Origin of the sequence: Pseudoxanthomonas mexicana (assembly GCF_046736355.1) — a bacterium.
GTDB classification, from domain to species: Bacteria; Pseudomonadota; Gammaproteobacteria; order Xanthomonadales; family Xanthomonadaceae; genus Pseudoxanthomonas_A; species Pseudoxanthomonas_A mexicana_B.
Genome location: NZ_CP157201.1, coordinates 2,449,616 through 2,462,971, shown reverse-complemented (window position 1 = coordinate 2,462,971; position 13,356 = coordinate 2,449,616). Strand labels below are relative to the sequence as shown.

Below are 13,356 nucleotides of genomic sequence, written 5' to 3'. Positions count from 1 at the left end.
AAGGCAGGGACTTGAAGGCGCGGCGCGGCCTGCGGGCCTTACTCGCCAGGCTTGGCCGCCGCGGTCGGCGACTCGCTCTGCGCGCGCCGCGCCAGCACCGCCTCGCGGTGGGCGATGTAGGCGTTGGCGCCGAGGATGATCGAGGCGCCCAGCAGCGTCCAGCGGTCCAGCGTCTCGTCGAACAGCCACCAGCCGAACACCGCCACGATCGGCAACTGCATGAAGCTGATCGGCGTCAGCGCCGACACCTCGCCCAGCTTCAGCGCGCGCGTCCACAGCATGTGCCCGCCGGTGCCCATCGCGCCGGCGGCGATCACCCACAGCCAGGTGATGCCGCGCGGCCATTCCCACACGCCCAGCGCCGGCAGCAGCGACATCGGCACCCACAGCAGGGTGGTGTAGATGACGATGCGGTCGGCCGGCTCGGTGTGCGAGAGCTGCTTGATCTGGATGGCGACGATGCTGCTGAGCACCGCCGCCAGCACCGCCACGATCGCGCCCATGCTGAAGCCGGACGTGCCTGGCCGCACGATGATCAGCACGCCGACGAAGCCCAGGAACACCGCGGTCCAGCGCCGCGCGCGCACCTGCTCGTTGAGCAGCGCGGCCGCGGCCAGGGTCACGAACAGCGGCGTGGAGTAGGACAGCGACACCGCCTGCGCCAGCGGCAGCTGGCCGATGGCCCAGAAGCCGGCCAGCATCGAGCAGATGCCGATCACGCAGCGGAACAGGTAGCGCGGGAACTGCTGCGTCTTCAGGAAGCCCGGCCCGTGCCGCAGCAGCAGCGGCAGCGCGACGATCAGGCCGAAGAAGTTGCGGAAGAACGCGATCTCGAACGTGTGCAGCGTCTGCGACGCCAACCGGATGGCGACCACCATCAGCCCGAAGAACAGCGTGCTGCCCAGCATCAGCAGCGCCGCGCGCAGGTGGGTGGGCAGGGGAGCGTTCACGCGCCGGCCTTCCTTGCGCCGCCGCGCGCTTCCCGCGGGCGGGCAGGGACGCGTGCGATGCGGGCGGGAGCGCGCATCAGCCGTCCTGCCAGTCCGCGCCGATCAGTTTCGGCTCCGGCTCGATGGCGATGCCGAAGCGCGCCTGCACGGAAGCGGCGATGCGCCGCGCCAGCGCCAGCAGCTGCGCGCCGCTGGCGCGGCCGTGGTTGACCAGCACCAGCGCGTGCGCGGCCGACACCCCGGCGTCGCCGTCGCGGTGGCCCTTCCAGCCGCAGGCCTCGATCAGCCAGGCCGCCGACAGCTTGCGCAGGGCCTCGTCGCCGGTGGGGAACACCGGCAGGCGCGGATGCTCGGCCTGCAATGCCAGCGCCTGCGCCGCCGGCACCAGCGGGTTCTTGAAGAAGCTGCCGGCATTGCCGACCGCCGCCGGATCCGGCAGCTTGCGCCGGCGGATGCGGATGACCGCCTCGGCGACGTCGCGCGCGCCCGGCGCGGCGATGCCCATCGCCGCCAGTTCCTCGCCGATGCCGGCGTAGTCCAGCCGCAGCTGCGCCCGGCGCGGCAGGACGAATTCCACCGCGGTGACGATCCAGCGATCCGGCTGCCGCTTGAACACGCTGTCGCGGTAGCCGAACCCGCACCCGGCGGCGGCCAGCCGGCACGGCGCACCGGCCTGGCGGTCCCAGGCCTCGACCGCGGCGATGCGCTCGCCGGCCTCGCAGCCGTAGGCGCCGATGTTCTGGATCGGCGCGGCGCCGACGGTGCCGGGAATCAGCGCCAGGTTCTCCAGCCCGGCCAGATCCTGCCGCAGCGTCCACATCACCAAGTCGTGCCAGGACATGCCGGCCTCGGCGCGCACCACGGCGTGGTCGCCGTCGTCGGAGAGCACGGCGACGCCGCGCGCGGCCAGCGACAGCACCGCGCCGGGCGGATCCCCGGCCAGCAGCAGGTTGCTGCCGCCGCCGATCACCAGCAGCGGCCGATCGCGCAGCTGCGGCAGCGCCAGCGCCTGCGGCAGCGCGCGGCCGTCGTGCAGTTCCAGCAGCCAGGGCGCGGTCGCGTCCACGCCGAAGCTGTTGCGCGCGCGCAGCGGCGCGTCGGCGGCCAGCGTCCAGGCATCGGCGCGCGCAGCGGCCGGGGCGGGCGTTTCGATCATTCCGGCGCGACCGGCCCGCGGCTGGGGGCGTAGCGGCGGCGGCGGATCGCCTCGACGCATTCGCCGATCAGTTCCGGGCCGCGGTAGATCAGCCCGGTGTAGCACTGCACCAGCGACGCGCCGGCGGCCATCTTGGCCACCGCGTCGGCGCCGGACAGGATGCCGCCGACGCCGACCAGCGGGATCTCCTGCGGCAGCCGCGCGCGCAGCCGGCGCAGCACCTTGGTCGACTGGCCCATCAGCGGCGCGCCGGACAGGCCGCCGGCCTCGTGCGCGTGGCGGTGCGATTCCACGCCCATGCGCGAGACCGTGGTGTTGGTGGCGACGACGCCGTCGACGGCCAGATCGCCGAGCACGCGCGCCACCGCGTCGATGTCGTTGTCGGACAGGTCCGGCGCCAGCTTGACCAGCATCGGCACGCGCTTGCCGTGGCGGGCGCCGAGCGCCTCCTGCGCCTCGCGCAGCGTGCCGATGAGCTGGCGCAGCGCCTGTTCCTCCTGCAGCTCGCGCAGGCCGGCGGTGTTGGGCGAGGAGATGTTGACGGTGATGTAGTCGGCCAGCGGGTACACGCGCTGCAGGCAGTGCAGGTAGTCGGCGGCCGCCTCCTCGTTGGGCGTGTCCTTGTTCTTGCCGATGTTGATGCCGAGCAGGCCGCCGCGGCGCTGCGCGCGCTCGACGTTGCGCACCAGCGCATCGACGCCGTCGTTGTTGAAGCCGAGCCGGTTGACGATGGCCTGGTGCTGGGCCAGGCGGAACATGCGCGGCCGCGGGTTGCCCGGCTGCGCGCGCGGGGTGACGGTGCCGATCTCGACGAAGCCGAAGCCCAGCGCCATCAGCGCGTCGATGTGGGCGCCGTTCTTGTCCAGCCCGGCGGCCAGGCCGACCGGGTTGGGGAAGTCGAGGTCGAACACCCGCACCGGCATCGGCGCGGGCGGCGCGCCCAGCAGCGGCAGCGCGCCGCCGCGGTGGGCCATGTCCAGCGCCTTCAGGCCCAGGTGGTGAGCGCGCTCGGCATCGAGGCAGAACAGGAAGGAACGGGCTAGCGGATACATGGGGGAGGCGCGGCCGCTCGGTTCAGCCCAGCGCGGCCAGCCAGGCCAGGCCGCCGAGGAACAGGAAGACGAACGCCACGCCGATGACCCACAGCACGACCGAGGCCCAGCCCAGGACCAGGCCGGCGATGGCCAGGCCGTCGCCTTCCAGCCGCGCCGGTTCGCGGCGGATTTCCGTGCGCGCCATGTGGCCGGTGATGATGGCGCCGATGCTGCCGACGAAGGGCAGCAGCGTCCAGCCGAGGATGCCGGCCACCAGGCTGACGATGGCAAGCGTGCTGGTCTGGCGGATCTGGTTCATCGGGGGAAGCTCCATGCAGAAGGGGAGGGCGGGTCGTTGCGCGCCCGTCCGGCGGGGGCGGGACGGACACAACTCGCTGATCGGGGGGCGAATTATCCCAGAAGCGGTTGCCGCATGGGACAGGCGGGCACAGCGGGCGGAACGGGGCGGGCCGCAGCCCGCCCCGCGCCCGATGGTTACAGGTCGAACCTGATGCCCTGCGCCAGCGGCAGCGCGTCGGAGTAGTTGATGGTGTTGGTCTGCCGGCGCATGTAGACCTTCCACGCGTCCGAGCCCGACTCGCGGCCGCCGCCGGTGTCCTTCTCGCCGCCGAACGCGCCGCCGATCTCGGCGCCGCTGGTGCCGATGTTGACGTTGGCGATGCCGCAGTCGCTGCCGGCCGCCGACAGGAAGCGCTCGGCCGACTTTAGGTCGTTGGTGAAGATCGACGAGGACAGGCCCTGCGGCACCGCGTTCTGCATGTCGATGGCCTCGTCCAGCGTCGAGTACTTCATCACGTACAGGATCGGCGCGAAGGTCTCGTGCTGGACGATGGCGTCGCTGTTCTTCAGCCCGGTGACGATGGTCGGCAGCACGAAGTTGCCGGGGCGATCCAGCGCCTTGCCACCGGTGACGACGGTGCCGCCGGCGGCCTTGGCCTTCTCGATGGAGTCGAGGAATTGCTGCACGGCCGCCTTGCTGTTGAGCGGGCCCATCAGGTTGGCCGGGTCCAGCGGATCGCCGATCTTGCCCTCGACCTGCCTGTACGCCTTGACCAGCGTTTCCAGCACGGTGTCGTGGATGGATTCGTGCACGATCAGCCGGCGCGTGGTGGTGCAGCGCTGGCCGGCGGTGCCGACCGCGCCGAACACGATGCCGGGGATGGCCAGCTTCAGGTCGGCGGTCGGGTCGAGGATGATCGCGTTGTTGCCGCCCAACTCCAGCAGGCAGCGGCCCATCCGGCGCGCCACCCGCTCGCCGACGGTGCGGCCGACCTGGGTCGAGCCGGTGAAGCTGATCAGCGGGATGCGCCTGTCGTCGACGAAGCGCTGCGCCAACTCGGTGCCGGCGTCGTTGAACAGGAAGAAGATGTCGGGGAAGCCGCCTGCCTTCAGCGCGTCGTTGCAGATCTTCATCGACGCGATCGCGGTCAGCGGGGTCTTGTTGGACGGCTTCCAGATGCACACGTCGCCGCAGATCGCGGCCAGGAACGAGTTCCACGCCCACACCGCGACCGGGAAGTTGAACGCGCTGATGATGCCGACCAGGCCCAGCGGGTGGTACTGCTCGTACATGCGGTGGCCGGGGCGCTCGGAGTGCATGGTGTAGCCGTACAGCATGCGGCTCTGGCCGACCGCGAAGTCGGCGATGTCGATCATCTCCTGCACCTCGCCGTCGCCCTCGGGCTTGCTCTTGCCCATTTCCAGCGCGACCAGCGAGCCCAGCGCGTCCTTGTGCTGGCGCAGCGCCTCGCCGCACAGGCGGATGGCCTCGCCGCGGCGCGGCGCCGGGGTGGTGCGCCAGATCTTGAAGGCGGCCTGCGCGCGCTCGACGATCTTCTCGTAGTCGGCCTGGCTGCTGGCGTGGACCTCGGCGATCGGCTCGTTGGTGGTCGGGTTGATCGATTGCAGCACGCCGAAGTCGCGGGTCGGCGACCACTCGCCGTTGCCGAGGTAGCTGCCGGAATTGTTCGGTTCAAGGCCGAGCGCCTTGAGGAGATCTGCGGGCATGGAAAGCTCCGGGAAGGACAGGGAAGGGCCGTCGCGGGGGGAAAGCGGCCGGAAAGTCGCGGAATTTTAGCAGAGTGGGCCGGCCCGGCCGGGATGGCCGGACCTCGCGCCCTCGTGCGAGAATGCCGGCCCGTGGCCCCGTAGCTCAGCTGGATAGAGCGGTCCCCTCCTAAGGGACAGGTCGCACGTTCGAATCGTGTCGGGGCCGCCATGCTCTGCTTCCCGCGCCCGGCGGGACCGCGTCGCCGTCATGGCAGGCGCATCAGCCATGCCGTGAGCAGATCGGTGTAGGCCTGCTGCTGGCGGGGATCGCCCAAGGCGTGGTCGGCGCCTTCCAGCACGTGGGCTTCCAGCGAACGCGCCTTGCCGAAGGCGGCGGCGTAGTTGCCGGCGACCTGCGCGGGCAGCACCTCGTCGCAGCCGGCGCGCACCAGCAGCACCGCTCCCTGGTAACCACTGCACGCGCGCAGCGCCCCGTTCTGCGCGGGCGACAGCGCGCGCTCGCGGTAGCGGCGCAGATCGCGATCGCGCTTCAGCTGGGTCTTGGGCACGCGCCAGCCGCGATCCGGGTACAGCGCCGGCGAGCGCAGCGCCAGCCAGTGCAGCGGGCGCTGCGCCGCCAGCAGCGCCGCCAGGTAGCCGCCGTAGCTGAAACCGGCCACGCCGATGCGTTCGGCATCGACTTCCGGCTGGCGGGCGAGCCAGTCGTACACCTCCAGCAGATCCGCCAGTCCCTGTTCGCGGGTGGCCGAGTCGTGCTCCTCGCCATCGTCGCCGTGGCCGCGCTGATCGAAACCGGCGCAGGTCATGCCCAGCGCGCCCAGCCTGCCCAGGCGCTGGAAATCGTCGGCCGCCGAACCGTCCCAGCCATGCACGAACAGCGCGGCGGGCGAACGGACGGGCTGCCGCAGCAGCGTGCCGCGAAGCTGCGCGGCGCCGATGCGCGATTGTTCGATGCCTGCATCCATCGCGCCCGGTTATCTGTGGTCGGCGATGAGCTTGCCGTGAAGCGCGCGGGGCGACAGCGCGCATCGCGCCGCCGGGCGGGCGGATGGTTTCAGATGCATCCATCGGCAGGGAAGCGGTTTGATGCGCCGCACCACTTGACAGCGCCCCCGGTCTTCCTGTCCTCTACCGGACATGCACCGCGACGCCCGCCCACTGCCAGTCCACTGCCAGACCACCCGGTCCACGGATGCGGCGATGGCGCGCGCCGCCACCACTACCACCACCATTACCACCACGATTAGTCGGGTGCGGCTGGTTGTGTTCGCGTAATTCGCAAACCACGGCCCCGCACCCGGATCAGGATGCGGACCCGTCCCCAGCCTGATGCATGCGCGGAGCCTCAACCCTGAAGGCCCGAGGTCCCATGTCGTCCAGCGCCGCCCCTGCAGCACCCGCTCCGCTCCGCACCGTCGTGCACAAGTTCGGCGGCACCTCCGTCGCCGACGCCGAGCGCTACCGCCACGTCGCCCAGCTGCTGCTGGCGCGCGACGAGGACGTCCAGGTCGCCGTCGTCTCGGCGATGAAGGGCGTCACCGACGCGCTGATCGAACTGGCCGGGCTGGCCTCCTCCGGCCGCGCCGAATGGCGCGAGCGCTGGCACGAGCTGCGCGCGCGCCACCGCGGCGCGGCGGTCGCGCTGCTGGGCGAGCGCGCCGGCACCACGCTGGAATGGCTGGACGGGCAGTTCGACGGGCTTTCCGACATCCTCGCCGCGCTGGCGGTGATCGGCGAGCTGCCGCGCGAGGCGCTGGATCGCGTGCAGGGGCTGGGCGAGGTCTGCTCGGCGCGGCTGCTCGGCGATCACCTGGCCGCGCTCGGCGAGGACTGCGCGGTGCTCGACGCGCGGCAGGTGCTGGTGGTCGAACGCAGCGACCTCGGCGTGGTGGTGGACTGGGAAACCAGCGCGCGGCGGCTGGCCGAATGGCGCGCCGGCCACCCGCAGCGGCGCGTGGTGGTGACCGGCTTCGTCGCGCGCGACCGCGACGATCGCGTCACCACGCTGGGCCGCAACGGCAGCGATTATTCCGGCGCCATCTTCGCCGCGCTGTACGAGGCGGCCGAACTGCACATCTGGACCGACGTGGACGGCGTGCTGTCGGCCGATCCGCGGGTGGTGCCGGAGGCGGTGCAACTGGAGTCGCTGAGCTACGACGAGGCTTGCGAGCTGGCCTACTTCGGCGCCAAGGTGGTGCACCCGCAGACGATGTCGCCGGCGATCGAGCGCGGCCTGCCGATCATCATCCGCAACACCTTCCAGCCCGCGCATCCGGGCACCCGCATCACTTCCGCCCGCGACGTCAGCGGGCCGGTCAAGGGGCTGACGCTGAGCCCGGACCTGGCGGTGCTGAACCTGGAAGGCACCGGCCTCATCGGCGTGCCGGGCACCGCCGAGCGCGTGTTCGCCGCGCTGCGCGACGCGCGCGTGTCGGTGGTGATGATCTCGCAGGGCTCTTCCGAGCATTCGATCTGCTGCGTGGTGCGCAGCGCCGAGGCCGAGCGCGCGCAGTCGGCGCTGCTGGGCGCGTTCGCGCACGAGCTGGCGATCGGCCAGGTGCAGCGGGTGCAGCTCACCGGCGGGGTCAGCGTGCTGGCCGCGGTCGGCGACGGCATGGCCGGCCAGCCCGGCGTGGCGGCGCGGCTGTTCGAGTCGCTGGCGCGCGCGCGGGTCAACATCCTGGCCATCGCGCAGGGATCGTCGGAGCGCAACATCTCGGTGGCGATCGACAGCGCCGACGCCACCCGCGCGCTGCGCGCCGCGCACGCCGGCTTCTGGCTGTCGCCGCTGACCTTCTCCATCGGCGTGATCGGGCCGGGCAACGTCGGCGCGGCGCTGATCGAGCAGTTGCGCGCGGCGCAGCCGCAACTGCTGGGCAAGGCCAACCTGGACCTGCGGCTGCGCGCGATCGCCTCGCGCGGCAGGCTGCTGCTGGACGAGCGCGGCATCGGCGACGACTGGCGGCAGCGGCTGGCCGCCAGCACGCTGTCCACCGACCTGGATCGCTTCACCGCGCACCTCACCGCCGCGCACCTGCCGCATGCGCTGATCATCGACTGCAGCGCCAGCGCCGAGGTCGCCGATCGCTATGCCGACTGGCTGGCCGCCGGCATCCACGTGGTCACGCCGAACAAGCAGGCCGGCGCGGGGCCGCTGCCGCGCTTCGAGGCGATCCGCGAGGCGGCCGCGTCCAGCGGCGCGCGCTTCCGCTACGAGGCCACCGTCGGCGCCGGCCTGCCGGTGATCTCGACGATGCGCGATCTGCTCGACACCGGCGACACGGTGACCGGCATCGAGGGCATCTTCTCCGGCACGCTGGCCTGGCTGTTCAACAAGTACGACGGCAGTGCGGTGTTCTCGCAGCTGGTCGCGCAGGCGCGCGCGATGGGCTACACCGAGCCGGATCCGCGCGACGACCTGTCCGGCACCGACGTGGCGCGCAAGCTGGTGATCCTGGCGCGCGAGGCCGGGCGGCCGCTGGCGCTGGAAGACGTGCAGGTCGAAAGCCTGGTGCCCGAATCGCTGCGCCAGGCCAGCGTCGAGGACTTCATGGCGCGGCTGCAAGAGGTGGACGCGGCGTTTGCGCAGCGCCTGCAGCGCGCCGCGGCCGCCGGCAACGTGCTGCGCTACGTGGCGCGGCTGGACGGGGAAGGGCGCGCCAGCGTCGGGCTGGTCGAACTGCCGCGCGCGCACGCCTTCGCCAACCTGCGCCTGACCGACAACGTCGTGCAGTTCACCACCCGCCGCTACTGCGACAACCCGCTGATCGTGCAGGGTCCGGGCGCCGGGCCGGAAGTGACCGCGGCCGGCGTGTTCGCCGATCTGCTGCGGGTGGCGGCGGGACAGGGGGCGCGGCTGTGATGCCGGAGGCGCGTGCGTTCGCCCCGGCATCGGTGGGCAACGTCGGGGTGGGGTTCGACATCCTCGGCCACGTGATCGAAGGCGTCGGCGATACCGTCACGGTGCGCCGGGTCGATGCGGCGGCGGCGGGCGAGTCCGGCGTGCGCATCGCGGCGATCCGCGGCACCACGGTGGATCTGCCGCGGGAGGCGGCGTCCAACACTGCCGGCGCGGCGCTGATCGCGATGCGGCAGGCGCTGGCGCTGCCGTTCGGCTTCGAGATCGAGATCGACAAGGGCATCCCGCTAGGCTCGGGCATGGGCGGCTCGGCGGCCTCGTGCGTGGCCGCGCTGGTGGCGGCCAACGCGCTGCTCGATGCGCCGCTGGCGCGCGAGGCGCTGTATCCGTTCGCGCTGGTCGGCGAGGCGGTGGCCAGCGGCGGGCGGCATGGCGACAACCTCGGTCCGATGCTGCTGGGCGGGCTGGTGCTGGCCACGGCCGAGCATCTGGTGCGCATCCCGGTGCCGACGGACTGGCACAGCCTGCTGGTGCATCCGGACGCGGTGCTGGAGACGCGGCGCGCGCGCGCGGCTTTGCAGGGCGAATACGCCTTGAAGGAGTTCGTCGCGCAGAGCGCCAACCTGGCGCTGGTGCTGGCCGGTTGCCATGCCGGCGATGCGGCGCTGGTGCGGGCGGGCCTGAGCGACGTGCTGGTCGAGCCGCGGCGCGCGCCGTTGATCGCCGGCTTCGATGCGGCCAAGCAGGCGGCGCTGGAGGCGGGGGCGATGGGAGCGAGCATTTCCGGCGCGGGGCCGAGCGTGTTCGCGTGGTTCGAGACGCGCGAGACGGCACAGGCGGCGGCGGGAGGCGTACAGGCGGCGTTCGCGCGGGCGGGATTCGACAGCCAGGCGTGGGTGTCGCGTATCGACGCACCGGCGGCGCGGCTGTTGCCGTAGCGCCGGGCTTGCTCGGCTACGCGCAGGAAAGGCAGCCGGGCAAGCCCGGCTCTACAGGAGCGATTGCCGCGAGTAACGGGCAATGGATTCCAGGCGAAAACTTGAATCGACGGACAGGCAATGAACTTCATCTCCACCCGCAATCCATCCCCGGCCGCCACGCTGAGCCAGGCCATCGCCGCCGGGCTCGCGCCCGATGGCGGGCTGTACGTGCCGGAGCGGATGCCGCCGGCGCGCGAGCTGCAGGCCGGCGCGGATCTGGCCGAGACCGCGGCCGCGCTGCTGCAACCATTCTTCGCCGGCGACGGGCTGGAGGGCGAACTGCCGGCCATCTGCCGCGAGGCGTTCGACTTTCCCGCGCCGCTAGTGCCGCTGGCCACGCCCGGCGATCACGTGCTGGAGCTGTTCCACGGGCCGACCGCCGCGTTCAAGGACTTCGGCGCGCGTTTCCTCGCCGCCTGCCTGGCGCGCCTGCGCCGCGATGCCGTCGCGCCGCTGACCATCCTGGTGGCGACCTCGGGCGATACCGGCGCGGCGGTGGCGGCGGCGTTCCATCGCCAGCCGGGCTTGCGCGTGGTCGTGCTGTATCCGGACGGGCGGGTGTCGCCGCGGCAGGCGCACCAGCTCGGCTGCTTCGGCGACAACGTCGCCGCGCTGCGCGTGGCCGGTTCCTTCGACGACTGCCAGGCGCTGGTCAAGCGGGCGCTCAACGACGCCGACCTGCAGGCGCGCGCGCCGCTGAGCTCGGCCAACAGCATCAGCCTGGGCCGGCTGCTGCCGCAGACGAGCTACTACGCCGACGCGGCGCTGCGCCATCATGCCGCGACCGGACGCGCGCTGAACTTCGTCGTCCCCACCGGCAACCTCGGCAACGCGCTGGCGGCCATCCTGGCGCGCGCGCTGGGCGTGCCGCTGGGGCGCATCGTGCTGGCGACCAACGCCAACGCGGTGCTGCCGGACTATTTCGGCGGCGGCGACTACGCGCCGCGCGCCAGCGTGGCGACGCTGGCCAATGCGATGGACGTCGGCGCGCCGAGCAACTTCGAGCGCCTGCGCTGGCTGTACCGCGGCGACGACGCGCAACTGCGTGCGGCGTTCACGGCGCATGGCGTCGACGACGCGGTCATCCGCGAGGTCATTGCGCGCCGCTTCCGCGATCACGGCGAGGTGTTCTGCCCGCATACCGCCACCGCGGTGAAGGTGCTGGAGGATCTGCGCGCGCAGGGCGAGGGCGGCGACTGGGCGGTGGCGGCCACCGCGCATCCGGCCAAGTTCGAGTCGGTGGTCGAGCCGTTGATCGGGCGCGCGCTGGAGGTGCCGCCGGCGCTGGCGGCGCTGCTGGCGCGACCGGCCCGGGCCGATCCGATCCCGGCCGACTACGCGGCGCTGCAAGAGCGGTTGCTGGCATAGGCCGGCCTCGGAACCTTCTTCCCACCTCACCCTGTGGGAGCGACGTCAGTCGCGACCGGAAAGAAACTCCCGCCATGCCCTGTCGCTTGTGATGGTCTCCGTCGCGACTGACGTCGCTCCCGCAGGGGGCGTCATCGGCCCGCAGGCCGGCTGCGCTAAGCTCGCCGCCATAATGAAAGTGCCCTCGACCATCCTCCTCGTCGTCGTCCTGGTCGCAGGCTCCGTGGCGCCTGCCGCGCGGGCGCAGGCGGCATTGGCCGCGACGCCGGATGCCGGCGCGCTCAAGCCGGGCCAGTTCCTGTGGTATCCGCAGATCGCGCCCCGCGGGCCGGTGGTGCTGGTGGTCAGCCTGGACGAGCAGCGCGCCTACGTGTACCGCAACGGCATCGCCATCGGCGTGTCCAGCATCAGTTCGGGCAAGCGTGGGCACGAGACGCCGCCGGGCGTGTTCACCATCCTGCAGAAGAACAAGGATCACCGCTCCAACCTCTACGACGATGCGCCGATGCCGTACATGCAGCGGCTGACCTGGGACGGCATCGCCCTGCACGGCGGCGCATTGCCGGGCTATCCGGCCTCGCACGGCTGCGTGCGGCTGCCGCAGGCGTTCGCCGAGAAGCTGTTCGCCATCACCCAGCGCGGCGATTCGGTGGTGGTGGCCAGTGCGCGCGCCGCGCCGGCCAGCCTGGTGCATCCGGCGGTGCTGGCGCCGGTGACGGCGGGCGGGACGCCGCAGGGCGGGCCGATGCGGCCGTGGGAGGTCTACTGGAACGATCAGGCGCCGGAAGGCCCGGTCAGCGTGCTGGTCAGCCTGCACGACGCGCGCGTGTCGGTGCTGCGCGATGGCGTGCTGATGGGCTCGGCGCCGTTGCAGACGGTGCGCGAGGTCCAGCTGAACGGCACGGTGCTGTTCGTGATGACCGAGGAGATCGAGGACGCGCCCGGCCTGCGCGATCCGCAGCGGCCGCAGCACCGCTGGGTGGCGCACCGGATCCTCGGCGACGCGGCCTCGCCGATGCCGTCGCTGCAGGCGCTGGCCGATGCGTTCTGGATACCCGAGGCGTTCTCGCGCCGGCTGCATGGATTGCTCGCGCCCGGCGCCACCGTGCTGCTGTCGGACCTGCCGGGCGTGCGCGCCACGCCGGTGGAGCAGATGGAGCAGCCGGTCTTGGAATCCGGGGGCTGAGCCACCATGCTGCAGGTATCGCCCGGTGCGCCGGGCAGCGTCTTCGCGGTCCCGGCATGAACAGAACCTCCCTGCAACTCCTGTCGCTGCTGCTGGCCGCCTCGGTATCCGCGCATGCGCAGGCCCGCGATGCGTCGCTGGTCGATACGCTGGCGCGTGCCGCGCCCAAGCTGGATCGCAAGGTGCTGGAACTGGCGGCCCGCGCGTTGCGCTGCGCCGCACCGTCGGCCGCGCCGCCATCCACGCTCAGCGTCATCGACTATTCGCGGCCTTCCACCGAGCCGCGCCTGTGGGTGTTCGATCTCGCCCGCCAGCGGCTGCTGTTCGAGGAATGGGTCGCGCACGGGCGCAATACCGGCGGCAACCTGGCCACGTCATTCTCGAACGAGGCCGGCAGCTACAAGTCCAGCCTGGGCGCCTTCCTCACCGCCGAATCCTACGTCGGCGGCAACGGCTATTCGCTGCGCCTGCAGGGACTGGAACCGGGCATCAACGACAAGGCGCGCGAGCGCGCCATCGTCATCCACGGCGCGCCCTACGTCAGCGAGCAGTTGATCCGCGCGCAGGGCCGGCTCGGCCGCAGCCTGGGCTGCCCGGCGGTGCGCGCCTCGGTGGCGCGGCCGCTGATCGACACCATCAGTGGCGGTTCCTTCCTGTTCGCCTACTACCCGGATCCGGCCTGGCTGCGCCGCTCGCAACTGCTCGACGCCGACTGCGGGCAGGGCGTGGCGAGCGTGGGCGCGGCGGGGCGCTGAGCGCGCCTGCCCGCGGACGCGACCGCCTCCGCGGGCG

Annotated in this window: 11 protein-coding genes and 1 tRNA gene; 6 read left to right on the top strand and 6 right to left on the bottom strand. The window is 72.2% G+C overall.

The genetic code is table 11. The features are described 5' to 3' along the window. Window positions 1-38: 38 nt before the first annotated feature. The 5 genes from AAG688_RS11430 to AAG688_RS11410 form a co-directional block, all read right to left on the bottom strand. Window positions 39-908 carry a DMT family transporter gene (locus tag AAG688_RS11430; protein ID WP_411834991.1) on the bottom strand — a complete coding sequence of 290 codons (870 nt, stop codon included), beginning with the start codon at window positions 906-908 and terminating at the stop codon, window positions 39-41. 118 nt (window positions 909-1,026) lie between these two features. Beyond that, a complete protein-coding gene (gene murB / locus AAG688_RS11425; protein WP_411832364.1) occupies window positions 1,027-2,106 on the bottom strand; it encodes a UDP-N-acetylmuramate dehydrogenase in 1,080 nt (359 codons plus the stop codon). Then, window positions 2,103-3,158, bottom strand: a complete 1,056-nt coding sequence (locus tag AAG688_RS11420) for a quinone-dependent dihydroorotate dehydrogenase (protein ID WP_411832363.1) — start codon at window positions 3,156-3,158, stop codon at window positions 2,103-2,105. Before AAG688_RS11420 ends, murB begins: the two co-directional genes overlap by 4 nt. 22 nt (window positions 3,159-3,180) lie before the next feature. Continuing rightward, on the bottom strand, window positions 3,181-3,459 hold the full coding sequence (locus tag AAG688_RS11415; RefSeq protein ID WP_411832362.1) for a DUF4190 domain-containing protein: 279 nt from the start codon (window positions 3,457-3,459) through the stop codon (window positions 3,181-3,183). Between the two features lie 176 nt (window positions 3,460-3,635). Continuing rightward, a complete protein-coding gene (locus tag AAG688_RS11410; protein ID WP_411832360.1) occupies window positions 3,636-5,168 on the bottom strand; it encodes an aldehyde dehydrogenase family protein in 1,533 nt (510 codons plus the stop codon). Between the two features lie 134 nt (window positions 5,169-5,302). Here AAG688_RS11410 and AAG688_RS11405 point away from each other — a divergent pair. Beyond that, window positions 5,303-5,379 (top strand) — tRNA-Arg (locus tag AAG688_RS11405). Window positions 5,380-5,416: 37 nt separating this feature from the next. Here the strand turns inward: AAG688_RS11405 and AAG688_RS11400 are convergent. Further along, window positions 5,417-6,136, bottom strand: a complete 720-nt coding sequence (locus AAG688_RS11400; RefSeq protein ID WP_411832359.1) for an alpha/beta hydrolase family protein — start codon at window positions 6,134-6,136, stop codon at window positions 5,417-5,419. A gap of 404 nt (window positions 6,137-6,540) precedes the next feature. On the opposite strand from AAG688_RS11400, the gene thrA reads away from it, so the two are divergent. From thrA to AAG688_RS11375, 5 genes are all read left to right on the top strand, one after another. After that, entirely contained in the window at window positions 6,541-9,033 is a 2,493-nt protein-coding gene (gene thrA, locus AAG688_RS11395) for a bifunctional aspartate kinase/homoserine dehydrogenase I (protein ID WP_411832358.1), read from the top strand. Further along, window positions 9,033-9,968, top strand: coding sequence for a homoserine kinase (locus tag AAG688_RS11390; RefSeq protein ID WP_411832357.1), 936 nt, complete (start codon window positions 9,033-9,035; stop codon window positions 9,966-9,968). The genes thrA and AAG688_RS11390 overlap by 1 nt, the downstream gene beginning before the upstream one ends. Window positions 9,969-10,088: 120 nt before the next feature. After that, window positions 10,089-11,378, top strand: a complete 1,290-nt coding sequence (gene thrC / locus AAG688_RS11385; protein WP_411832356.1) for a threonine synthase — start codon at window positions 10,089-10,091, stop codon at window positions 11,376-11,378. 172 nt (window positions 11,379-11,550) lie between these two features. Then, window positions 11,551-12,564 carry a L,D-transpeptidase gene (locus tag AAG688_RS11380; protein ID WP_411832355.1) on the top strand — a complete coding sequence of 338 codons (1,014 nt, stop codon included), beginning with the start codon at window positions 11,551-11,553 and terminating at the stop codon, window positions 12,562-12,564. Window positions 12,565-12,620: 56 nt separating this feature from the next. Further along, window positions 12,621-13,319, top strand: coding sequence for a murein L,D-transpeptidase catalytic domain family protein (locus AAG688_RS11375; RefSeq protein ID WP_411832354.1), 699 nt, complete (start codon window positions 12,621-12,623; stop codon window positions 13,317-13,319). Window positions 13,320-13,356 lie beyond the last annotated feature (37 nt).